Source organism: Acinetobacter calcoaceticus (assembly GCF_016508255.1).
In the GTDB taxonomy this organism is placed as follows: Bacteria; Pseudomonadota; Gammaproteobacteria; order Pseudomonadales; family Moraxellaceae; genus Acinetobacter; species Acinetobacter calcoaceticus_E.
Genome location: NZ_JADVKT010000006.1, coordinates 25,646 through 48,092, shown reverse-complemented (window position 1 = coordinate 48,092; position 22,447 = coordinate 25,646). Strand labels below are relative to the sequence as shown.

General features: G+C 37.8%; 20 protein-coding genes. 7 read left to right on the top strand and 13 right to left on the bottom strand.

Annotated elements, in window-relative coordinates:
* The first annotated feature begins 120 nt into the window (after nt 1–120).
* On the top strand, nt 121–603 hold the full coding sequence (locus I5515_RS12555; RefSeq protein ID WP_199967394.1) for a phosphate-starvation-inducible protein PsiE: 483 nt from the start codon (nt 121–123) through the stop codon (nt 601–603).
* Nucleotides 604–651: 48 nt separating this feature from the next.
* Here the strand turns inward: I5515_RS12555 and I5515_RS12550 are convergent, their stop codons facing one another.
* Nucleotides 652–1,035, bottom strand: coding sequence for an RcnB family protein (locus I5515_RS12550; RefSeq protein WP_199967391.1), 384 nt, complete (start codon nt 1,033–1,035; stop codon nt 652–654).
* A gap of 163 nt (nt 1,036–1,198) precedes the next feature.
* Here I5515_RS12550 and I5515_RS12545 point away from each other — a divergent pair, with 163 nt between their 5' ends.
* The gene (locus I5515_RS12545; protein ID WP_004789125.1) at nt 1,199–1,645 is read left to right on the top strand and encodes a hypothetical protein; all 447 of its coding nucleotides are present in this window, start codon (nt 1,199–1,201) and stop codon (nt 1,643–1,645) included.
* Between the two features lie 248 nt (nt 1,646–1,893).
* Here the strand turns inward: I5515_RS12545 and I5515_RS12540 are convergent, their stop codons facing one another.
* Both I5515_RS12540 and znuD read right to left on the bottom strand, forming a co-directional pair.
* A complete protein-coding gene (locus tag I5515_RS12540) occupies nt 1,894–3,357 on the bottom strand; it encodes a phospholipase D family protein (protein WP_199967383.1) in 1,464 nt (487 codons plus the stop codon).
* Nucleotides 3,358–3,431: 74 nt separating this feature from the next.
* Nucleotides 3,432–5,444: a zinc piracy TonB-dependent receptor ZnuD gene (gene znuD, locus I5515_RS12535; protein WP_199967381.1), complete on the bottom strand. Its 2,013-nt coding sequence runs from the start codon at nt 5,442–5,444 to the stop codon at nt 3,432–3,434.
* A gap of 124 nt (nt 5,445–5,568) precedes the next feature.
* On the opposite strand from znuD, the gene I5515_RS12530 reads away from it, so the two are divergent.
* Nucleotides 5,569–6,333 (top strand): DUF4184 family protein, encoded by a 765-nt coding sequence (locus I5515_RS12530; RefSeq protein WP_199967379.1) that lies wholly within the window; start codon nt 5,569–5,571, stop codon nt 6,331–6,333.
* Nucleotides 6,334–6,503: 170 nt separating this feature from the next.
* Entirely contained in the window at nt 6,504–8,288 is a 1,785-nt protein-coding gene (gene aspS, locus I5515_RS12525; RefSeq protein ID WP_151964298.1) for an aspartate--tRNA ligase, read from the top strand.
* A 64-nt stretch (nt 8,289–8,352) separates the two neighbouring features.
* Here the strand turns inward: aspS and I5515_RS12520 are convergent, their stop codons facing one another.
* Nucleotides 8,353–9,381, bottom strand: coding sequence for a stealth conserved region 3 domain-containing protein (locus I5515_RS12520; protein ID WP_199967377.1), 1,029 nt, complete (start codon nt 9,379–9,381; stop codon nt 8,353–8,355).
* A 201-nt stretch (nt 9,382–9,582) separates the two neighbouring features.
* Here I5515_RS12520 and I5515_RS12515 point away from each other — a divergent pair, with 201 nt between their 5' ends.
* The gene (locus I5515_RS12515) at nt 9,583–9,801 is read left to right on the top strand and encodes a hypothetical protein (protein WP_004789113.1); all 219 of its coding nucleotides are present in this window, start codon (nt 9,583–9,585) and stop codon (nt 9,799–9,801) included.
* Between the two features lie 39 nt (nt 9,802–9,840).
* On the opposite strand, the gene I5515_RS12510 is transcribed toward I5515_RS12515, so the two are convergent.
* Both I5515_RS12510 and I5515_RS12505 read right to left on the bottom strand, forming a co-directional pair.
* Nucleotides 9,841–10,770: a lipooligosaccharide outer core biosynthesis glycosyltransferase GtrOC6 gene (locus tag I5515_RS12510; protein WP_199967375.1), complete on the bottom strand. Its 930-nt coding sequence runs from the start codon at nt 10,768–10,770 to the stop codon at nt 9,841–9,843.
* A 28-nt stretch (nt 10,771–10,798) separates the two neighbouring features.
* The gene (locus tag I5515_RS12505) at nt 10,799–11,554 is read right to left on the bottom strand and encodes a glycosyltransferase family 25 protein (RefSeq protein WP_199967373.1); all 756 of its coding nucleotides are present in this window, start codon (nt 11,552–11,554) and stop codon (nt 10,799–10,801) included.
* A 68-nt stretch (nt 11,555–11,622) separates the two neighbouring features.
* On the opposite strand from I5515_RS12505, the gene I5515_RS12500 reads away from it, so the two are divergent.
* Nucleotides 11,623–12,513, top strand: a complete 891-nt coding sequence (locus I5515_RS12500; RefSeq protein WP_199967371.1) for a hypothetical protein — start codon at nt 11,623–11,625, stop codon at nt 12,511–12,513.
* Here I5515_RS12500 and I5515_RS12495 read toward each other — a convergent pair.
* From I5515_RS12495 to I5515_RS12480, 4 genes are read right to left on the bottom strand one after another with little or no spacing between them, the layout of a single operon-like run.
* Nucleotides 12,510–13,544 carry a glycosyltransferase gene (locus I5515_RS12495; RefSeq protein ID WP_199967368.1) on the bottom strand — a complete coding sequence of 345 codons (1,035 nt, stop codon included), beginning with the start codon at nt 13,542–13,544 and terminating at the stop codon, nt 12,510–12,512. The genes I5515_RS12500 and I5515_RS12495 overlap by 4 nt on opposite strands.
* A gap of 7 nt (nt 13,545–13,551) precedes the next feature.
* Nucleotides 13,552–14,319, bottom strand: coding sequence for a glycosyltransferase family 2 protein (locus I5515_RS12490; RefSeq protein WP_199967366.1), 768 nt, complete (start codon nt 14,317–14,319; stop codon nt 13,552–13,554).
* Nucleotides 14,316–15,071 carry a polysaccharide deacetylase family protein gene (locus I5515_RS12485; RefSeq protein WP_199967364.1) on the bottom strand — a complete coding sequence of 252 codons (756 nt, stop codon included), beginning with the start codon at nt 15,069–15,071 and terminating at the stop codon, nt 14,316–14,318. Before I5515_RS12485 ends, I5515_RS12490 begins: the two co-directional genes overlap by 4 nt.
* Nucleotides 15,068–16,096 (bottom strand): glycosyltransferase, encoded by a 1,029-nt coding sequence (locus I5515_RS12480; RefSeq protein ID WP_199967361.1) that lies wholly within the window; start codon nt 16,094–16,096, stop codon nt 15,068–15,070. The genes I5515_RS12485 and I5515_RS12480 overlap by 4 nt, the downstream gene beginning before the upstream one ends.
* Before the next feature lie 124 nt (nt 16,097–16,220).
* Here I5515_RS12480 and I5515_RS12475 point away from each other — a divergent pair, with 124 nt between their 5' ends.
* On the top strand, nt 16,221–17,795 hold the full coding sequence (locus I5515_RS12475; RefSeq protein ID WP_320159797.1) for a phosphoethanolamine transferase: 1,575 nt from the start codon (nt 16,221–16,223) through the stop codon (nt 17,793–17,795).
* Here the strand turns inward: I5515_RS12475 and I5515_RS12470 are convergent.
* From I5515_RS12470 to glnE, 3 genes are all read right to left on the bottom strand, one after another.
* Nucleotides 17,780–18,664 (bottom strand): mitochondrial fission ELM1 family protein, encoded by an 885-nt coding sequence (locus I5515_RS12470; protein WP_199967359.1) that lies wholly within the window; start codon nt 18,662–18,664, stop codon nt 17,780–17,782. The two genes, I5515_RS12475 and I5515_RS12470, sit on opposite strands and share 16 nt — an antisense overlap.
* Before the next feature lie 67 nt (nt 18,665–18,731).
* Nucleotides 18,732–19,658, bottom strand: a complete 927-nt coding sequence (locus I5515_RS12465; protein ID WP_009389399.1) for a branched-chain amino acid transaminase — start codon at nt 19,656–19,658, stop codon at nt 18,732–18,734.
* A gap of 24 nt (nt 19,659–19,682) precedes the next feature.
* Complete coding sequence (gene glnE / locus I5515_RS12460; RefSeq protein WP_199967357.1) at nt 19,683–22,433, bottom strand: bifunctional [glutamate--ammonia ligase]-adenylyl-L-tyrosine phosphorylase/[glutamate--ammonia-ligase] adenylyltransferase; 2,751 nt, start codon at nt 22,431–22,433, stop codon at nt 19,683–19,685.
* Nucleotides 22,434–22,447: the final 14 nt, after the last annotated feature.

The following is a 22,447-nucleotide window of genomic DNA, read 5'->3' as shown; positions in this document are numbered from 1 at the left end:
TTAAGACTTTTATAAAAAGCGCCTGAAAAATCAGGCGTTTTTTTATTTTGTATTTACTATTTCCATTAGCATGAAATTTGTTTAATTTCTAAACATATGAAGCAAACAAAAGATATTACTATGCCTGATCCTAAAAAATATGAGCGAATACTTGACCGTTTTGGTCATTACGCTGTAGAAGTCTTCCACTACTTAGCCCTGTTTATTATTGGATGTATGGTGGCTTGGTCCGCAGCCAATACTGTTTTTGAAATTTTGACCGTCAAAAAGTATGCTTCGATTGATGATATTTTATTGCTATTTATATATTTAGAACTTGGAGCAATGGTTGGAATTTACTTTAAAACTAACCATATGCCTGTACGCTTTCTTATTTATGTTGCGATTACAGCCTTAACCCGCCTACTCATTTCAGATATCCAACATGATCATAAAGCAGATATGGACCAAGTCATTATTACTGGCTCAATTCTTATTTTAGCTCTTTCTATTTTGGTGGTTCGTTTTGCATCTTGGAATTATCCTTCAGTGATGAAAGAGAAACATGCAAAAACAACTACCCCTTTAAAAACACCTCAACCACAAGATGATGAATTAGCATAAAAAAATGGCCTCAACATTGAGGCCATTTATATATTCTATATTTCAAAATTAACGAACACGATAAACTTGGTGGTGTGAATCAACTAACAAATATTGATTCGGTGTTTTCACCCAGTGATATCCACGTGGTGGCTCATCTAAACGATGTGCACGCCAGTCCGAAACAAAGTAACGGTTATCACGATATTCTACAGGCATACGATCACCACGTTTAAATGCTGCATATCTATCATAATGTTTGCCACGGTCCGAATTTGACCAACCAGGTGCTCTATGATCATCACGGTGGTCATAACGATGATCGTAACGCTGTTCAGAATGTCGATTGTCTTTACCGTGATAATCATCCCAGCGATTATTTGAATCCGCCATCGCAGTAGCAGATATACCCAACATTAAAGTTGAAAGTACAATAACGATTGGCTTTTTCATGGTATTTCCTTTTGGTCTTGATATAGAGTTAGATTAAAAGAGAGTCAAGGAGAAATCATGGATAAAATGACTTTGATTGATATTGTTTGTAATGACTATAAAGAAAATATGAAGAATCTGTATCTATGCTACCATTAGCATTTTTCAAGCTAGGTCAATTGCTGTGTCTGAAATCAGTTTTGAACGTCTTCATCAATTTTTTTGCAAAGTTCCAACCGTACAAGAAGCCCGTATCATGGCTCATGGAGCAGATGGCGAACATGCTTGGTGGTTTAAGTTCAGTATTGATGTAGAACATCCACTTGCATGGCAAACAGTTCAAGAATTAGGGCATGTTTTAAACTATCTATCTACGAATGAGCGCCTACCGACATTATTCTTTCCTGTTTCTCCACCGCCTTATATGAATGGTGAAGCAAAAGATTTTTTATCGTGGATTATTCAGTGTAACCATCCTGAATTTAACCCAGATGTAGTCTGTGACTGGCTTGAGGCACGTTTACCAAATCCTGTAGATGATGAGTCGCAGTGGAAAATTAAAACTGATTTGAGTGAATTGGAAAAGTTAGATGATAAGACTTTGGATCAGTTGATACCGCCAGCACCTTAAAATATTCAAAGTTTTATTCTCTTTTTTAATTAGCAAGACGGAGTCTTACCGCTTTAAGTTCTAGTTGTAGTAGCTAATTCGTTACTTTGGTTTCGCCCAAAGTAACCAAAAGCATTTGTCATCCACAAAACCTGTTCTCTGTTTTCGCTTATCTAATTTTATTGCAAAAACAATTTAATCTCAGATTTTGGGCAGGTTGTGGATGACTCTAGGCACAAGCCATTTTTGGAAAACTCCAAAGATGGTCATTAGAAAGTCGACAGCCCTGACCATTCCATAAAACGATAAATCCAGTATTTCACTTTCGACTCATCTGCATACTTCGCATAGTCCACGCTCATCTGTTTACCTTGTAGGTTTGACCAAGAGGTATTGAAATAATCTTGAGCATCTTTAAAGACTTGACCTTGAACTTTGCCCATAACCATCATGTCAGTTTCAAGGTTGTAATTTTTTAAATTACGGGCAGTAAAGTTGGCAGATCCTACAATTAACTCTGCTTGCTGGGCATTATATTTTAATATCATTTTGCTATGGTTCTGCTCACCATGTGTATCACACCAACGAATTGGAATACCCGCAGCATGTAGTTCTGAAGCAACCTGACGATTTGGAATACCATTTTTTTGTCGGCCAAAAGCATCTTTATTAGGATCAAGTAAAACGCGAACGACAACTCCACGTTCTTGGGCATTTTTTAAAGCCTGAATAATCTTGCGCTCAGATAAATAGAACATACTTAAATCAAGATGTTCTTTCGACTTAGCTGAATCAATCAATTTGAGTACAGATTGATAAATCGCCCCTTCAGTTAACACTTGAACTTGAGGTTTGGTTACGTCTTTTTCAAAATCACCTAAAATGAGCGAGGGTGCACTACTTCCCGACATTCGAGCAACCGCTGCTTCAGTTTGTAAAACATCTGCGGCTGTAGCTCCTGTTACTACTAATGCAACATTTGAGTGCCTAGAACTACCATCATGTGGATTTGCTGAAGTCACCAGTGATTTCCAACCTGTATCAGTATCAACAACTAATGTCTTACGATGATTCGCTTTAAAATTGAATAAGTTTAGGTAACTGCGTAATGTAATTTTTCCATTCCCAAATGGGTTGGGTAACCAACCTTTTTGAGGATTATTTCCAATATTTTGACAACAGATGTACCAAAAACCGGACCAAAGGGGATTAGAAGCACGTAAAGGGCCTAAGTTAGTTTCAATCACATCAACACCCGCTTGACGTAACTGACGGTAATGTTCAGGATTTAAGCCGCCATACACAGAGTTAATTGGGTCAGTAATTAATACAATCTGGATTTGGCGATTTTGTCTTTTTTTACTTACTAATGCATCGGTTAACTCTTGCATTAGTGGTCTTTGCTTTATTTTTGAATCGCCCACTTCTGAATTAAACAAAAACATATCCACCACAATTGTAGTTTTTGCCTCATCAATCATTTTCAAGATTTCATCAAAGATGTGCTGATCAACCTGTTGTTGCCCTTTTGCATCAAGGTAGGTTTTATCTGCTAAAAATTTGACATCGGCATGTCTAAGCTTGCCACTAAAGTTAATTCCTTGTGGCAATGGTTTTACTGTGTGGTAAATTGCCGATGCAAGATATGCAATAGCAACAACGCAAAGTAATATCGCCATATAACGACGCCCTGACCAATTTATTTTTTGATGAATTCGTTGAAAAATACGCATAAAAAAGACCTAACTTAATGCTTTCAAGTTAGGTCTTTTAGATTGATTTTTCAAGTTTAGTTTCGTGTTAAGCCTTAGAAACTAAAGTTTACCCCTACAGTAAAATTACGTCCGACTTGAGGAACATTTGCGAGGAAAGACTCATGTTGATAAATTCGACTATCCAGCAAGTTATTCGCATTTAGGAACACACGATAATCGCCAACGTTGCCATATTTCCCGTTATAACCAACACCTAAATTCAGCATGTTATAGCTTTGTCCCTTGGTTTCATAATTAGCAATATCATCTTGTTTAAACACATGATAATACTCGGCAGAACCATCCCAACCATCGCCAAAATCTGCTTTGACTTTAGTACCTAAACGTCCGCCAGGAATACGTGGCGCATTTTCATTATCAATTTTGCCGCGAACATAATCACCAAATAGCCCTAAATTATATACAGGTGAAATTTGGTAGCTTAGATCAGCATCAACACCATAAAATTTCGCTGCATCTTGACTATATTGAATGAGACGGAATCCCTTGTATTCATCTAAAGTATTGGCATAAATGAAATTATCAAAACGGTTGTGGAACACGCTTACATTATATTTCAAGAGATCATTGTCAAAGTGCAAACCTAACTCAACATTATTTGAGCGTTCTTTTTTCAGGTTATCATTACCCAACTCATAGGTATTGGTTGCCATATGAACACCGTCTGAATATAACTCTTGAGCAAATGGCAAACGCTCTTGGTGTGATGTTGTAAATGACAATTTGTATTGCGGAATAAATTCCCAGCTTGCTGTAACAGCAACCGAATATCCTGTACCCGTGTAATTTTTTTGATCTGACTCAATGTCGATGGTTTGATGATCAATACGTGAAGAAACCGCAAGATTGACGTTATTGATTTGTTTTTGTTGCAAACCAAATACACTATAACGCTGGGTTTTACTTGGGTCCATAATGGACTCATCACCAACAATATTTAGTTTTTGTTGGGTATATTGCGCCCCAACTTGCCCTGTCCAACCAGCCCAAGCATTATTCTCTAATGTAACTCGGCTATCTATACCTTTGCTTTTAAAGGTTGTTCCAACATCACTGCCATGCATTTCTTCATGTTGATAATCGGTATAGCTCGCTTGCGCTGCAACTTTAGCAAAACCTGCAAACGGGTCTTTTAACTCAGCTTTTAAGTCATAACGCTTTTCTTTAAGATTAATCCATGAAGCATCATGTTCGTGATCATGCCCATGATCTGTTGATGGATCACCAGTTCCACACACGAGATGCAAGCCATCACGACCACAAGAACTATAAAGCTCATTATCAGCAGGAATACCGTATTGATCATGGCGTTGGCTAAATGACGCACCGATAAATCCACGGTCCCCAATCCAAGACAGTCCAGCATTATAATTTTTAGATTCGGCAAAAGTGCTGTCCTGACGACGTTCATCTGTTTGTAAATCTTTAGGCAAGATATAGTCATTGGCATCGCGCTTTAAACCACCAACACGTAGCGCAACATGATCACCTAAACCAACTGTCGCTTGCCCTGAATAAAGTAATTCATCACTACCTGAGTTATAGCGAACACCAGCTTTTCCTTGATAACCCTTGTCTGGCATGCTGGTTGGAATTTTTTCATCAACCACATTTACCAGCCCCCCAACTGAACCTGCACCATATAATAATGCTTCAGGACCATTTAATACCTGAATATCTTGGGCAGAGTTTGGATCAACTGTAACTGCATGATCTGGCGATACGGATGAAACATCCATTACATCGCCACCATTTTGTACAATCTTAACGCGTGTACCATCTTGACCACGAATGACAGGACGACTCACCCCACCTGTATATTGAGCTGAATAGACCCCTGCTTGACCATTTAAGGCATTACCAATACTGGTTGCCCCTTCTGCCAAAGACGTATTGTTAATTGGCGCTGTAGGTTCGGCTTTAACCTTAATTGTTGCCAATTCGGCAGTTTTCTCTTCCTTCGTATTTGTATCGTCCGCTGCCATCACTTGCTGAATAGAAAATGATAATAATGAGAGAACAAAAAGCTGTGTTTTGAGCTGCATAGTCAATGACCCATATTTTTTTGTTATATTATAACATTTCGATTGTTTTGCAATAAAAAACATTTCTGATTAGATGATTCGTTAGACTGGTCAATTAAATGATGTGAGTAATTTTTGATTTCTAATGCCTTTTACAATCTCTCATGCCGTTATAGCTCCGCCTCTATCTAAGCTTAGCCAAAACACTTTACCAGTTGCTGCTTTGGCAATTGGAAGTATGACACCCGATCTTTACCGCTTATTTACAGTTCAGTCCAGCATGCTGACTCATCAATGGAAAGGTCTACTCTACCCAAACCTTGCATTAGGTTTATTGTTTTGTGTCATTTGGTATTTAGTTTATCGGCCTGTTGTTTACCGTTTTTTTGGTATTCAACATGATTTGAAATTAGACTCTTTTAAACGTTTTATCCAGTTTTTTATCGGAATTATATTCGCGCTCATTATCGGTATCGCCACTCATCTGATTTGGGATGGTTTAACACACTCAGACTTCCGAACTTTTGCATTTAAAGACGTATTAGCAACAACTGTGCATCTTTTTGGACATCCCTATCCTTTGTATCGTCTTTTACAACTTGGTTCCTCTGCTCTTGCATTACCGTTTTTAGGCTGGATGAGTATTCATTACTACCAGTGCCATAAACAACATTGGGCAGTAAGTAAAAAAATTAAATTTTTTGCATGGTCTCTGTTTATTCTATCTACAGTCTTAGGCTTATTTTCATTTTGGGATTATGCACGCTACATTCCCCATGAAGTTTGGCACTCAGATACCTATTATTTCACCGGCCGTTCTATTAATGAGTTTATGCAAGGTTGGCTCAGCACATTTAGTTTAGGGTGCTTACTTTTCCTATTTTTGGATAGACAACAAAGAATGGGGTAATTTGGAAAACTTGCTGCCAAATTGCTCATTTTTCGCTTAATTTCTGCGGTTTTTTGATCTACTTCTTGTGACAAACCATGCAACAGGGCATAATCGAAAACTTATTTTTTTGACGGTGCGCGGTTTACGCATCCGTCTTTTCAGCCAATATAGTTTGGATAATCTTCATTATGATGCGAACTCATTACTGCGGCTCTTTAACTGAAGCCCAAATCGACCAAACCGTTACACTATGCGGTTGGGTACATCGTCGCCGTGACCATGGCGGTGTTATTTTCCTTGATATGCGTGACCGTGACGGTCTCGTTCAAGTGGTTATTGACCCAGATACTCCAGAAGCATTTGCAACTGCAGATAAAGCACGTTCTGAATATGTATTAAAAATTACAGGTCGTGTTCGTCGCCGTTATGAAGGTACTGAAAATGCCAACATGGTGAGTGGTCAAATTGAAGTTTTAGGTAAAGACATCGAAGTTCTTGCCGCTTCTGAAACTCCACCATTCCCCTTAAATGATGAAAATACCAATATTTCTGAAGAAATTCGTTTGAAATATCGCTTCTTAGATATTCGTCGTCCTGAAATGTTGGATCGTTTACGCTTCCGTTCTAAATTGACCAACCTCATTCGTAATTATTTCGAAGACAATGGTTTCTTGGACGTTGAAACACCTATTTTGACACGTGCGACACCTGAAGGTGCACGTGACTATTTAGTACCAAGTCGCGTACAAAATGGTAGTTTCTATGCTCTTCCACAATCACCACAATTATTCAAACAATTGTTAATGGTGGGTGGTATCGATCGTTACTATCAAATCGCGAAATGCTTCCGTGACGAAGACTTACGTGCTGATCGTCAACCAGAATTTACTCAAATCGACGTTGAAACATCGTTCATGAGTGACGATGACATTATGGACTTAATGGAAGTCCTCACTGTGAAGATGTTCGATGAACTTCTTGGCGTTAAATTTGATAAATTCCAACGTATGACGTATGCAGATGCAATGCGTGACTATGCATCAGACAAACCTGATATGCGTATTCCGTTGAAACTCGTTGACGTTGCAGACTTAATGCAAGAAGTAGAGTTCAAAGTATTTGCTGGTCCTGCAAAAGATCCTAAAGGCCGTATTGTTGCTTTACGCGTTCCAGGTGCAGCAGCATTGCCACGTAGTGCAATCGATGAATACACCAAATTCGTTGGCATCTATGGTGCAAAAGGTTTGGCTTACATCAAAGTTAATGAACTCGCTAAAGGAATTGAAGGTCTTCAATCTCCAATCGTGAAATTCATTGAACCGATCGTACTTGAACTATTGGCACGTGTTGGTGCGCAAGATGGCGATATCGTATTCTTTGGTGCTGATAAAGCTAAAGTTGTAAATGATGCAATGGGTGCTCTTCGTGTGAAGATTGGCCATGATTTGAATCTTGCAACTTGTGAGTGGGCTCCACTTTGGGTTGTTGACTTCCCAATGTTTGAAGAAACTGACGATGGCAAATGGACTTCTGTTCACCATCCATTCACTCTACCAAAATCAAGTGTAGAAGAAGTGAAGAGCAATCCAGGTGAAGCACTTTCTGTTGCTTACGACATGGTATTGAACGGTACTGAAGTTGGTGGTGGTTCTCTACGTATTTATACATTAGAAATGCAAAAAGCGATTTTTGAAGCGCTTGGTATTTCTGATGAAGAAGCAGAAGAGAAATTCAGCTTCTTATTAAATGCGCTTCGTTACGGTGCTCCTCCTCACGGTGGTTTGGCATTTGGTCTTGACCGTTTAGTAATGTTAATGACTGGCGCGACTTCAATTCGTGACGTTATTGCATTCCCGAAAACTAAGACTGCTGAATGTCCACTTACACAAGCACCTGCTCCTGTTGAAGCAAATCAGCTTCGTGACTTGGGCATCCGCTTACGTGAAAAGCCAAAAGCTGAAGAATCTAAATAATTTTTAGATTTTCAAATAAAAAACCCTGCTCTTGCAGGGTTTTTTATTGAGTAATTTTCAAATTTTAATGAGATATTTCTTTTTCAAAACTTGAAAGCGTTTTAAATTTTTGGTCAAAAATTTGAATAATTTCTGTTTTAAGCTTTTCAAAATCGACCACGTGTTCATCATCATTTAAACAAATCTGTGGAAGTTGCTCATTCTTAATCACATGATTAATTTCAGGAAGATTTTGTAGCTTTAAGTTAAAGTTTTGGCCCCGTTCAAATATATTTACTGGATAAAATTGGGCTGAACAGAACTGCCACATCCGAAAAAGATACTGATTCACATCTAAAGGCTGTCTAAATCGATGATTTGATACTTCCTTTAAATAAGCCTCTTCATTTTTCCAAACCTCTTCAAAAACTGACTTCAAAAAAGGTTGAGGCAAGTGAGTACTATAAAAGCTTGAGAACTTTCGATTATATAAACTTAAAAAATTTCCCCAATTATTACTCATTGAATATCGATGATTAAAAAGAGCATAAGGATGGTTTCTAAATAGTTTTCTCTTATCAAAATATTTATTAATAATTGCAACATCAGTTAAAGCAACTGCGCCCAAAAAGTTCTCTTTCCCCACCACCATTAAGGACTGCAGACGAATACCATCACAAGGCAAACCATTTTGAAAGAAAAACTCAGGTTCTAAAGGTCGATTAATAAAAGTATCATCATTGAAATACACAAAATTTTCGGCAAGCCCTTCTATTTTATAGATATTAATTTCAATAGCATGAGAATTAAATGTAGGCAGACAAACTGGATCTATAATTTGATCGTGGGTTACCAAATTCAATTTAGGATGATTTTTGACTAAAAACTCAGGGAAATGACCACAGGTTACAAGATGAATTTTTCGTACCCAAGGACAGAATTTTTCAACAGATCTGAACCAGTACTGAAGGTTGTCCCAATCACGATAACGGCACTCTTCATTAAGCTCCGTCACCTGTATATTTGTTTCTTTAGATTTATAATATATATAATCTTGCTGCCATCTAGTATCAGTTGAGTCTACCCAAATCAGTACAAAATCAATAGGCTGCATTAGTCTCCCCAAGCCAAAATTAACAAGGTAATGAAAGTATTAGTAAACAAAAGGGATTTTACTATTTATTAATGTTAATAAAAGTTCACAATTCATTCACATTTTTATTTTTTCTACACAATTTCGTTAATTCAGGCTCTATTGAGATGAAAGTGGGCAAATGGCATAATATCACCACTTTTTCTCCCTTGGTGATTCATTATGGCAATGCGCCCTGATGTACGTCGACACGCTTTAATCGTAATTGTATTCTCTCTTGCGCAATGGTTTTTCATGCGCTATATCCTTGCAAATGAATTATTTAACATCACTACAAATCAACGTATTCTTTATTTCTGCGTAAGTAGCTTAGCAGGTGCATTGCTTATTTTTGTTGCGCTGATTTATATGGTTTTAAAAGGAAATGCGGATAAAAATTAATATCCGCTTCCCATCATAAAGTTTAGATAATCCTAAAATTTATTTCCCAATATAGTTATCGCATAACTGAATCAATTCCGGATGTCTATCATGTTGATGGACAATAGGAATGATTTTTTGGTTGCGATTGATAATAAAACCTTGATCATTAATGGCAATTTGATCTATTGGATATAATCCAAGAGTTACAATAATAGACTCAAATGGCTGACAGCGAGTTATGTCTGCTAAATCATTGGTAATTAATAATTTATTATGCATTGCCTGATCATAAATTCTTTCAGACATTTTTTGATATGGCTGCTTGCAGAATTCTTCAATCATCTTATTGATATAGACTTTAACTGAGTTCATATCTCCAATTGTGACACCTGAGCATGAAACTTGCTCATCTTTTGCACTATTATAAAAAACCTCTCCATATGCATCCAAGATCCATTTTTGATTATATTGCTCAGTACCTATCGTATAATCTGGATTTTCCATTCCTACAAAGAGCCCTTTGCTAAGATCTTTAAAAGGATTACTTTGGAAAAAAACATCTCGGACATCAGTTAGCAATACATACGAAGCATCAGGATGATTTTCTACAATTTCCTTATATTCAAAAAAGCGACTCACATGTGGATAGCCTGTGATTTTAAGTGCTTTTATTTTTGAATCAGGAATTGCTTCATTTACAGTTAAACCAATAATTTTCTTAAAAATATTTTTTATAAACTTAAATTTGTAAATACCTGTATATTTTGACTTCGATTTAAATTTCCCAATAGTTGAAACTTTAAATTCAATTTTAAAAGTCTTGATATCTGAAAATGCATTAACAAATTCTGTCATTTGCTCTTTATATATAATTAAAACCAATACGCCATCAAAGTCTGTCTTTTTTAAAGAATATACAAAAGAAGAAATATGGTCAGAACTGTATCCAGTTGCTGACCCGATAATAATATTTTTTTGCTTAACCATAAAATTAGTAAGAAAATCTAAAGAATGACTAAATTATATATTTATTAAGTATATATTTCTTTAGTTTAACTCTTAAGTAACGTAACAAATCACTGTCATCTTGTGAGATAGGAGTAATTAAGCTACGTTCCTTTTCTAAATAGCTTAACGAATCATTATTTTCAATGATCGGGTGATCGAATAAAAAACTGACATAAAAACTAAAATCACCTCGACCAACAAGGTCTTGCCAGTGATCATAAATTTTTAACGGTTGATGATAATCTACTAGCATCTGCGCCATTTTTCGATCTACAACATAGGCATAAGCATAGGCTAGTTTTTCAAGATAGTCATAATCAACTTTTAGAATTTTTTGGTTATACAACTCTTCTGACAAAAATTTTCCACGAACACGATTGCATATTTTCATTTGAATGCCGCCCAAGCTTAGGAAAAAGCACGAACCTAGATTCAAAGAACTAATATGTTTTTCTAAATCCTGAAAATCGACTTCAAAACGTTCAATCACATCATCTTCAAAAATAATGGCATATTCTTCATCAGAGCTTAAAAAATCTTTTAACGCCGCAATATGAGACATGGCACAACCAAGTTCACCAGGCGTCATTGGTTTTTTCTTGCCTGCTACACCTTGTTGAAAATATTCACTAACGCTTAAGTTTTTACCAATTACCCCGAACTGTTTAAACTCATCTTTATAGTTGTAAAATGTTGCCTGAGAGTACAGCTTCTTCAAACGATCACTATTAGCAGATTCAATACTGATTAAATATTTTTTCATTTCATTCAAATGGTAAAATGACTCAAAGATAGTGTATCGAATTATAGTTATATCGAGTGTAAAATTTAATGCTAAATCGCCTGATTCAAAAAAAATGGTACAAATACCAACAATCAAAAAAAGCAAAATCTTTTAACTCTCATTGGTATATGCGTTTTGGCTGGCTAGAACAACCGTTTACAACACTTGAGCAATTAGATTCACTCTTTGAGATCCACTCGCCTAGAAAGTTTACATTTGCAGATAGCTTTTATGCTTGTGAAAATAATCGTCATTTTATTTTCTTTGAAGAAGTGGATGATGAACATCCTGTCGGTTTTCTTTCTGTTTTGGAAGTATTTAAAGACGGAACTTACACCCCACCTGAGACTATTCTAAAACTCGACTATCATCTTTCTTACCCATGTGTATTTAAAGTAAAAGATGTCTGGTACATGATTCCAGAAACATCTGCAAACAAAACCATTGAGCTTTGGAAATGTACAGAGTTTCCATTGAGATGGGAAAAACACTCTAATCTTATTGAAGGTATTGAAGCGGTCGACAGTACACCTTTTTATCATGAAGGGTTATGGTATCTTTTTACTTCAACGCGTCGTGATTGTAAGAAATTTGGTGACCGTTTAGATCTATTCTTTACCGAAGATATTTTAAATCCGAACTGGCAAGAGCATCCAATGAATCCAGTATGCCGAGGCAGTCAACAATTCCGTATGGCGGGTAAACCTTTTATTTATAAAGAGCAACTGGTTCGACCAAGCCAAGATTCTTTAAAGCGTTATGGGGGCAATATCGAATTAAAAGCGATTACTCAGCTTAGCCCGACAGTTTATGAAGAAAAGTTATTAGAAGTGGTTTTACCAGACTGGAATCAGGCAGATGATGGTTGCCATACCATTAATGTCGAAGATAACTTCGTGGTACTTGATGCCATTCGCCTTACGCCAAAAAATAATTAAGTTTTCAGCAGCAGCTTATAAATATTAAGCGTCTGCTCAGCCATGGCTGGTACAGTCAGTTCAGCCTTGGCTTTTGCATACAAAGGGCTAAAGTCGTTTTGAGCCTCAGGTTGAAGTGCAAATTGAATTGCTTTTGCTAAGCCTTGTACATTTCCAATGTCTGCTAGATATTGCTCTGGCAGCCATTCGATCACACCATTCACTTTGGTTGAAGCCATTGCTTTATTAGCTTGTAAAGCTTCTACCATCACGAGCGGAAAACCTTCACGATCTGATGATAAAACTACAACATCAGCAAATTGCATCAGATCTCGAGCATCAGTTCTAAACCCTAGAAAAGCAACTCGATTTTGCATGTTCAATTCACTGACTTGTTTTTCTAAACTTGCTCGAAGTGAACCATCACCAATAATCCATAAATTGGCATTAATCTGTTGCATCGACTCAATCAGTAAACTGATATTTTTTACTGGCTCTAGACGCCCAATACACATGACAACTTTTTTGCTAGAGTCCAGCTCAGCCAAATCTTTTTGGATCGACTGAAGTAGTTTTTCTTTATTTTCTGCTGTAAGAGCAGGTTGAGGATAAACTCCATTATAAACCACGTGTGCTTTCGACTCTGGAATACCTTGCGTCAATGCTTGGCTTACCGCAATAACCGCATCACCCGCCAAATAGGCAGATTTATTCTTTTTAGTACCATGTACCGTCGTCACAAACTTTGGACCAGATAAAAATGGCTTAATACGAGCAATTAATTCAGCCGCCTTTCCTGCTTGTGCATGCACAATAGCGGGCTGAATGTGCTGGATAAGATTTTTAAGTTGCCAAAGTAAAAAAATGTTCCAGCGGCTACGGGCAAAATCGACAGCATGAAAATGTACTTTTGAGCTAAACTTGTCTGCATAGCAAGGATGTGCAATCACATGTACTTCATGGTTTAAAGCGAGCTCATTAACAAGATTAAAAGTATGCTGCTCTAAACCACCAACTCCACCGCTAGTTGCCAATACCTGAACAATTTTCATAGCTTGCCTACTTATTTTTATCTTTATTCATTGTCTGTTCAAACAGTTTGGCTTCTTTTAGAAAAGCATAAAACGCGTTAATCATACTATTTACGAAACCACGCCAACCATTCAAGAAACTACGGCGAATAAAATAAGACTTCATAAAAGTCACTGGCATCACCAGAACCAATTTAGCAACACTCGGAGACTTTCCTTTTTGGTATTTCTCTAATGCTTTTAGATTGGAATATTGGTTATTTTTTTCGACTTTAACAAAAATGCTCGACTCGCCATAATGATAAATATCATGTTGAGCGCGCTGCGACTCACCATCTACAATCACATTTTCATGGACTTTATTGGCAAGGTCATAATGCCCGTTAGACTTACGGAAAAAGCGCACCTTTGCATGTTTTTTAGTATGTTTACTGTTAGGAACACCTAAGAACACATCATTAATTGGTGTGATTAAAGCATCAAGTTTGTTCTGCTGAATGGTCTCAATAATTTCTTGCTTTAACTCGTTAGATAAGACTTCATCACCATCTAAATTGAGTACCCAATCATTTCTGCATTTTGCTAAAGCTAAACTTTTCTGCCCCGCATAGCCTTGCCAGTCTTGGTGAGAAATTTTTGTATTTTCAAAGCGCTGTGCAATTTCATAAGTATTGTCAGTACTGCCTGAGTCTAAAATAATAACTTCATCAAACTCACTTACACTTTGCAAAGTTCGCTCTAACCAAGCACCACAATTTAAAGTGACAATATAGACACTACATGGAATTTTATTCATAACTTATAACGTCCTTTAGCAAGGGCGATACGCATCTGTAAAGCATTCATGGCACCATGCGTGCTGACACGTGGAATATTAAATTGATTAACAGCTTCATAGGCTTCGATTTTTTTTCGAGTCGATACAGCATTTTTAAAGCCAATCTCTTCGGCCATTTTCTGGTGCTTTTCGCTAAATCGACCAAATGGATAGGCAAAGCTTGGGCACTTCCCAACTAATGCTTCAACGTCACGTTTAGACTGAAGCATTTCATCGTAAGCAGTTTGATCATCAAGCTTAAGTAAGTTCACATGATGTTGGGTATGTGCACCAAATTCAATGAAACCAGAATTTGCCATTTCATGAATTTGCTCATAAGTTAGCTTTTCGATTCCTTCAATTTGCGTCGCCAAATAAATGGTAGCCTTTGCATTATATTTTTTGAGTAATGGATAGGCATAAAGATAATTATCCATAAAGCCGTCATCAAAACTTAAAGCAACGACATTCTTTTGATTACGATATTGTTCAAGCTCAGAAACAAAGCAAAAAGTAGCCCCTTTACGCGTCAACAACTTTAAGAGTTGTTCAAACTTTTCAGGAGGCATATTCATGCCAGAGGCTGCATCTTTAGGTGTAACCTGATGCAACATCACAATGCGTGGTAGTTTATTCGAACGAAAAGGAAGCCAAAAAGTATAATTACCCAGCACATATAACAGTGCAGCAAGTGCTATTAGGCCTACCGCAACGTACAAAAACCACATCATGCATAAACCTCATGTGACCATTCATAATCTTCTGAAAGGGGCTGCTTAAATGTCACCTCAACCATAAACTGGGTGATACGCTTAGCATTGAAAGATTTACGTGTTTTCTCCCACCCTTCTTTCGCTATTTTTTCAGCTTGCTCTGGGTTTTGGTCAAAGAATTGTATCTTCTTAGCCAAGTCGAACTGATCATCAAAATAAACGACTTCCTGCTCAGTGTAGAGTTTTTCAAAGCCAGGAATTCTTGGGCTAAAAGTGAGTAAACCATTACCAGTCAAGTGTACAATACGGTCAGAACTATACAAGGTTACATCATTACGGCGTGAGTAATTAAGTCCCATTTTTGTTTCAGATAGAACTTTATAATAAGCTTTACCGTAAACACCAGGTTGCTCAAAACAACCATAATATTGATAGTTCACATGACATTGTTGCAGTGCATCTGCTAAGTCTTTTAAGAATTTCTCACGCTCAGGTTCTTTATAGATCACGCCACAAAAAATAAAGGTCTTGTCGGTGTTAGCATTTGAAAACTGTTGTAGCGTCTCTACATTACGATGCCCCACATTTGGCAGATAGGCTACGCTTAAATGAGGCTGCTTTAATTTTTGTAGATATTCGCCACCTGTTGTGCAGAAAATAGCATCCAAATACGGCGAGAATGCTTTTACAAAGCCAAGTTTGCTTTCTAGATAAAGCGGGTCAACATACCAAAATGCAATTTTAGTGTTTGGATAAGATTCCTTAATCTGTCTGAGAACATCTGGACTCATTAAGTCACTATGACCAATAAGCACTAAATCAGGTTCAATGTTATTGACGACTTTTAAGACTTCTTTATTGGCCCAATTGGCACCCAGTTTTTTTGTTTTAAAAATGGTGCCCATTCGAGCCATATCGCGAAAACTAAAATCATAAACGAAATGGCCATTTTCAATTAATCCGGCAGAAATTTTACGGTCTGTGCAGTAAAAATGCGCGCCTTGTTTATTAAAGCCAAAATTTGCGATATGCAATATTTTCATTCTAAACTCTACAATTCCATTAATTCTGGAGATCAATCAAAATATTATATCATGCCTGATTTTTGTAGACCCAGTTATCAAAATATAGGATGATATCGCGCTTTTACACTTGGAATAGCTTGGCGTGATTTTTCGACTCAAGACAGGAAAGCTATGGTTCTTTCTTTATTGCTTTATGCTCCTTATTCCATCGTGCGTTATTTCTGGTGATGGCTTTTTAAAAGCTTTGTATCCACTCATTTTTTTCGTTTTTTTAATTTATCATTATCGCCGTTTTTTCTGGTTTAGCTTACCTATTTATCTCTTAAGCCCTTTTGCTCTTTATTACGAAATTACCTATAACGCCCCAACTGAAATTTCAGTATGGCTCACAATTCTGGGAAGCTCTACAACTGAAGGTAAAGTTTATTTATCGACATTAGATCTTCCTTTAGCAATTGGTTTGATTATTGCTTATATCATTCCTCTGGTTTTCTTTTATTATTTTATTCCAAATCAAAAACTACAAACCCCAATATGGCTGCGTATTTTAGCTTTATGTCTTATTTTTTCACCCATTCAACGCTACTTTAAAGCACCTGACCCTGATCAAGGGTTTCTAAATATCTATCGTCATTTTAAACAATCTTATCCTTTAAATTTACTTCTTGGCTTACCTGCAGCGAGCCTTGAGGTAGATCGAGTAAAAGACTTCATCGCAACACAAAATAAAATTGAATGCACACAGATTAAGGAAACTCGGCCTACCATTACGGTATTAGCGATTGGCGAAAGCGCACGGCGCGATCGTTTAAGTTTGTTTGGCTATACAAAAAACAATACAACACCTTATCTGGCAAAATATAAACAAGATTTATGGTTATTTAATAATACGATTTCAGGTTCTTATATGACCAGTAAATCTGTACCCACCTTATTAACAGGAAAGCTAAACGGTACTGATAATTTAAGCCCCTCTGTTGTCAATGCTTTCAATGCAGCAGGCTATAAAACTTATTGGTTTAGCGCACAATCTCAATATGGAGAATATGATTCTCTTGTTTCAGCTTACGCTTCTTCTGCTCAAGAAACCCAATTTTTGACACAACATTCATATTCAGCATCACTAGAAACTCATTACGACGCAGAACTGCTCAAATCACTTGACCGGGCATTGGCAGAAAAAACACCACATAAATTCATCGTGTTACATCTTTATGGTTCACATGCAGATTTTACAAAACGCTATCCACCACAATTTAATAAATTTAAAGATACTTACGACAACACTGTACTTTATACAGACTACTTGCTTAATGAAGTTATCCAAAAATTAAAAGCAACCAATGTAGATGCCAATTTAGTTTATACATCTGACCATGGATTGAATCTTGGAGAATGTAAAGGAAATAGCTCACTGCATTTAGATATGAAAAATAATTTTGATGTTCCTTTAATTATGTGGAGCTCAAACTCATGGAAACAACATCATCCACAGATGGCTAGTATTCTTTCTCAAGAGCAAAGTAGTGCGATTAGCTCAATTAATATATTACCTACACTCTTAGATATGAGAGGTATCCACTGTAAAAACATATCTCAAGATAAATCGTTATTTAATTCAAACTACAAAACATATCCAAGAGAAGTTTTAGCAACATCAGAAACAGTCAACTACGATACAGGTCATGATGATGACCAATGTCATTTAGTTAACTGATGCACAACCCGATTTGCTTCCTGCAAGACCTGTCCTTCAGGAAGCAAATTTAAATCAGATACATTTGCTATAATTTTTTTCTCTAGTAACACATCAACCGAATTTGTAATACGATCTTGTTTGAGCCTGTCCATTGCAATCACACCAACTCGACAACCTGCAGTAAGTGCTTCAAAAATCATAGAAACACTATCTTCTGTTACCCATACCGCTTCTGCTTTTTGCATTTCCTCAAAAATCCAACCTTGAGGGGTTTGATCAACCGGAAAAATTTGTAAATGCTCGGCAAAACTTTGCTGTCTTAAAATATCGATAAATTCTGTTGGCGTTCGGCGTGAAGTCGTCAGAATAATTTCAGAGTCTGGGTTATTCTCAACAATTTTTTGAACACTGCTTAATACTTTTTCTTGGTTCCACTGATGTCGTTTAGATGAGCCACCTAAGGTTATTAAAATTCTTGAAGCTTGATGACGGTTTTCATTACGAATTGGATTGAGTGCACCCTGCGTCACAATAACGCGGCTATTCGCAGAAATACCATCATGCTCGGGAACTACAGCATAGTCAAAACAAGCAATAGGTAAATTTGGCTTCATTAAGATAACAGTCTTAGCCTTTTTAAAAATTTTACCAAGTAACCAGACACGAAAGTGAGTGTGGCTTCCCACTCCAAATATATAATCAGGTGCTTGTTTAAATAAGGATTTCTTTGAGGAGAAAAAAGCCTGAATTAAAGAAATAATAGGCAAATCAGAAATGAGGACCTCTTCAAAAGTTGCATTTGCCTGCTGTCTTTGCATCGCCTGAAACAAACCTAAAGCCTGTGAACGATGCCCTGCTTTACCATCAGAGACATAGACAATATGCATAAAAACTCCCTAACCCAAAATAAAAAAGGCGAAACCAAAGTTCGCCTTTTCATGTTAACGGATTAACTTATTTTACGTAAGTTAACCAGTGTTCATATTTTGGATTTTTACCTTGAACTGCATCAAAGAAAGTTTTTTGGATTTCAGTGGTAATTGGACCACGGCAGCCTGCACCGATTTGACGGTCATCGTATTCACGAATTGGTGTTACTTCAGCAGCCGTACCTGTGAAGAATGCTTCATCTGCAATGTAGAATTCATCACGTGTAATACGACGCTCAACAACTTGATAACCAAGATCTCTAGCAATCGTCATTACAGTTTGACGGGTAATACCATCAAGCGCACCACCAGCGATGTCTGGAGTATGTAAAACGCCATCTTTAATTAAGAATACGTTTTCACCAGAACCTTGGCACACATAACCTTGTGGGTCCATTAACATTGCTTCATCGTAACCAGAATGTGCAACTTCTTGGTGAGCAAGAATTGACAAGGTGTAGTTACCAGATGCTTTTGCTTTACACATCGTCACGTTTGGATGATGGTGAGTAAACGATGAAGTTTTAACGCGAATACCATTCGCCATTGCTTCATCACCAAGGTACGCACCCCACGCCCATGCTGCAACTGCGGCATGAATCGTATTATTCGTTGCTGCGATACCGAGTTTTTCTGAACCGATCCAAATAAGTGGACGTAAATAGCAAGAAGCTAATTTATTTTCACGTACAACATCAATTTGTGCTTGTTCAAGCGCTGCTTGGTCATACGGTACTTTCATTTGATAAATTTTTGCTGAATTTAACAAACGTTTTGTGTGGTCTTGAAGACGAAAAATGGCAGTACCTTTAGGAGTTTCATAAGCACGAACACCCTCAAATACGCCCATACTGTAGTGTAAAGTATGTGTTAAAACGTGAATCTTTGCATCACGCCAATCAATTAATTGTCCATCTTGCCAAATAAAACCATCACGATCAGCCAAATTCATGGAACACTCCAAATTGTTATAAAATCATTCACTATCCAACTCAACCGAGGCGGTTGGGTCTATTAATCTTTGCCATAAATTGCAAACGACCGCACGGGTACTACGCCAGTCCGCTGCGCTTACTTGCATGGATTGATTTGCAAGGGCTAAACGGTGGCTTTCGGCACGTTCACGAAGATAGGCTCGAATTAATGCTGTGGCATCTTCACTGGATAAGCAGTCTGCTTTAGCAGCATCTTCTAAAATTCTTACATTATCAGAATAATGGGCGAGATCGGGGTTCGTCCCGCTCCATGCAAGTACAGCATACTGTGCCATAAATTCGATATCTACGATACCACCTGCGTCCTGTTTTAAATGAAAAATACCATGTTTTTTTTGTTCAGAAGATGAACCCAAGTGGTCTTTCATTTTCTGACGCATTTTCAACACTTCCTCACGAACATAAGCCTCATCTCTAGATTGAGTCAATATCTCGCGGCGAAATATTTCAAATTTCTGGCAAAGCATCTCATCACCTGCAATAGAACGTGCTCGAACGAGTGCCTGATGCTCCCAAAGCCATGCACTTTTCAACTGATAGTGCTCGTATGCCTTAAGACTTGTCACCAACAAACCCGCCTCACCTGAGGGTCTTAAGCGTGTATCAATTTCATAGACACGACCATCAAGCGTTTGAGTGGTCATGAGTGACATAAACTTTTGAGCGACACGCATAGCAAACTCAAAGCCAGTAATAGACTTCGTTCCATCCGTATCTGCTTGTTCATCCAGATAATGAATAAAGACAAGATCTAAGTCAGAACCATAGCCCAACTCAATGCCACCCACCTTGCCATAACCAATAACAGCAAAGGCTTTGTAGTCTAGTGAGCAGCGTTTTCCATCGATATCACATGGATAACCATGACGCTTTGCCACGGTCTGATAAGCTAAATGAAGTGTTGCATTAACACTCACTTCTGCAATATCTGTTAATGCATCTGACACCTTCATAAGAGGGCTTTCGGCTAACACATCACTTGCTGCGACAGTGAGTACATTACTCTTTTTAAACAGCCGAAGTGCTCGCATTTGGTCTTCAACCTGATCAATCTCAATGCGGAGCAACTGTTGACGTAAAGAATCCTCTAAGTCCTTTCGTTTTGGCAACTCAAAGCCCATCGACAAGAACTCATCAAGCAGTACTGGATATTGCGTTAGCTCTTCACAAATCCATGGACTTACGGTCGCCATTTTAACTAAGCGTTGCAATGCCCCTTTACTTTCAATCAGCATGACTAAATACACAGTTCGACGCATGACTGATTCAATCAGTGGCATTAAACGTAAAAGCGCAGTTTGAGGTTGCTCAGACTGTAAGATCACTTCAATTAAATGAGGCCAAAATGTTTTTAAACGCTGGACAGCATTTGAAGGTAGCTTTTTGATTGCATGACCGTGCCAGAACTCATGAATCAGATTTTTCGCATTGTCATCCAGCACTTCATCTAACTGTTGCTCTAACTGCCCAAAGTTTTCAGTTGCTGCATTAGAGCTAGTATCTTCAATCAATTGCTTAAATTGAACTTTTACTTTCTGGCGTTTCTCGTTGAGAACATCGATAAATTCATTCCAACTCGCAAAACCCAAAGTATCTATAATGCGTTGTCTTAGATCGACTTCTTCTGGTAATAATTGGGTTTGCTGATCATTCAGCGCTTGAATCGCATGTTCAACACGGCGTAAAAACAGATAGGCATCTTCTAGTTCTAATACGGCCTGTTTTTCTAACAAGTCTGCTTCGCCAATATGCTCAAGACTGATTAAACATTGGCGGTCTTGCAGCTCACGTTTCGAGCCGCCGTAAATAAGCTGGAACACTTGAACAATAAATTCAATTTCGCGAATACCTCCCGCCCCGAGCTTAATATCATCCTCGATATGACGGCGCAAAACTTCGCGCTCAATCATGGCTTTCATATCGCGCATAGCAGCAAAGGCGGTGTAATCGACATAACGACGGAAAACAAAAGGACGTGTCATCTCTAACAAATCTTGCCCTTCTTTACCTCCAGTCACAACACGCGCTTTAATCCATGCATAGCGTTCCCATTCACGACCATGCTGACTTAAATATTTTTCCAAAGCGACATGGCTAATCGCCAAAGCGGAGCCATCTCCCCAAGGGCGTAACCGCATGTCAACTCGAAACACAAAACCATCTGCGGTAATGTGTTCAAGCAAATAAATGAGTTTTTGTCCCCACAAAATACAGAACTGCTGTACATCAATGCATTTGCGGCCATTGGTTTCACCTTGTTCATCAAAGGCAAAAATCAGATCAATATCACTCGACAGATTAAGCTCTTGAGCACCAAGCTTCCCCATAGCAACGACAATCAAATCTTGAACTTTGCCAGAATAGCTCACAGGTTCGCCATGTTTAGCCACGAGCGCCACACGAGCAAAAGCCTTTGCCGCACAAATACTGGCATCGGCAAAATCAGAAAGTTCGCGAGTGAGTGTGACAACATCGGTAAGCTGATTGGCATCCTGCCAAATCCAGCGGAACATTAAACGTCCACGCAAAATACGAAGCCCACGCATCCACAGCGTTTCGTCACCAATCCCATCTAATGTGGTTTGTACAAATTGGTAAATCTGTTCAGTCGAGAGCGGCGCAGTAAATTGATCTATTTGGTAATCTTGCTCTAAAATAGTTTGATGCAAACCTAAAACTTGTTCTGCATACTGACTAGCACGCAATGTTTTTTGTAACTGCTCCGCATTCATATAAAAAGCTCTTT

What these genes read in the sequence shown, in the direction of transcription:
- I5515_RS12490 (WP_199967366.1), bottom strand. Translation starts at nt 14,319, where the DNA reads ATGAATAAAATTCCATGTAGTGTCTATATTGTCACTTTAAATTGTGGT.
- I5515_RS12555 (WP_199967394.1), top strand. Translation starts at nt 121, where the DNA reads ATGCCTGATCCTAAAAAATATGAGCGAATACTTGACCGTTTTGGTCAT.
- znuD (WP_199967381.1), bottom strand. Translation starts at nt 5,444, where the DNA reads ATGCAGCTCAAAACACAGCTTTTTGTTCTCTCATTATTATCATTTTCT.
- I5515_RS12550 (WP_199967391.1), bottom strand. Translation starts at nt 1,035, where the DNA reads ATGAAAAAGCCAATCGTTATTGTACTTTCAACTTTAATGTTGGGTATA.
- I5515_RS12485 (WP_199967364.1), bottom strand. Translation starts at nt 15,071, where the DNA reads ATGATGTGGTTTTTGTACGTTGCGGTAGGCCTAATAGCACTTGCTGCA.
- I5515_RS12530 (WP_199967379.1), top strand. Translation starts at nt 5,569, where the DNA reads ATGCCTTTTACAATCTCTCATGCCGTTATAGCTCCGCCTCTATCTAAG.
- I5515_RS12465 (WP_009389399.1), bottom strand. Translation starts at nt 19,658, where the DNA reads ATGAATTTGGCTGATCGTGATGGTTTTATTTGGCAAGATGGACAATTA.
- I5515_RS12500 (WP_199967371.1), top strand. Translation starts at nt 11,623, where the DNA reads ATGCTAAATCGCCTGATTCAAAAAAAATGGTACAAATACCAACAATCA.
- I5515_RS12480 (WP_199967361.1), bottom strand. Translation starts at nt 16,096, where the DNA reads ATGAAAATATTGCATATCGCAAATTTTGGCTTTAATAAACAAGGCGCG.
- I5515_RS12520 (WP_199967377.1), bottom strand. Translation starts at nt 9,381, where the DNA reads ATGCAGCCTATTGATTTTGTACTGATTTGGGTAGACTCAACTGATACT.
- I5515_RS12540 (WP_199967383.1), bottom strand. Translation starts at nt 3,357, where the DNA reads ATGCGTATTTTTCAACGAATTCATCAAAAAATAAATTGGTCAGGGCGT.
- I5515_RS12510 (WP_199967375.1), bottom strand. Translation starts at nt 10,770, where the DNA reads ATGGTTAAGCAAAAAAATATTATTATCGGGTCAGCAACTGGATACAGT.
- I5515_RS12470 (WP_199967359.1), bottom strand. Translation starts at nt 18,664, where the DNA reads ATGCATATTGTCTATGTCTCTGATGGTAAAGCAGGGCATCGTTCACAG.
- I5515_RS12495 (WP_199967368.1), bottom strand. Translation starts at nt 13,544, where the DNA reads ATGAAAATTGTTCAGGTATTGGCAACTAGCGGTGGAGTTGGTGGTTTA.
- I5515_RS12505 (WP_199967373.1), bottom strand. Translation starts at nt 11,554, where the DNA reads ATGAAAAAATATTTAATCAGTATTGAATCTGCTAATAGTGATCGTTTG.
- I5515_RS12515 (WP_004789113.1), top strand. Translation starts at nt 9,583, where the DNA reads ATGGCAATGCGCCCTGATGTACGTCGACACGCTTTAATCGTAATTGTA.
- glnE (WP_199967357.1), bottom strand. Translation starts at nt 22,433, where the DNA reads ATGAATGCGGAGCAGTTACAAAAAACATTGCGTGCTAGTCAGTATGCA.
- aspS (WP_151964298.1), top strand. Translation starts at nt 6,504, where the DNA reads ATGATGCGAACTCATTACTGCGGCTCTTTAACTGAAGCCCAAATCGAC.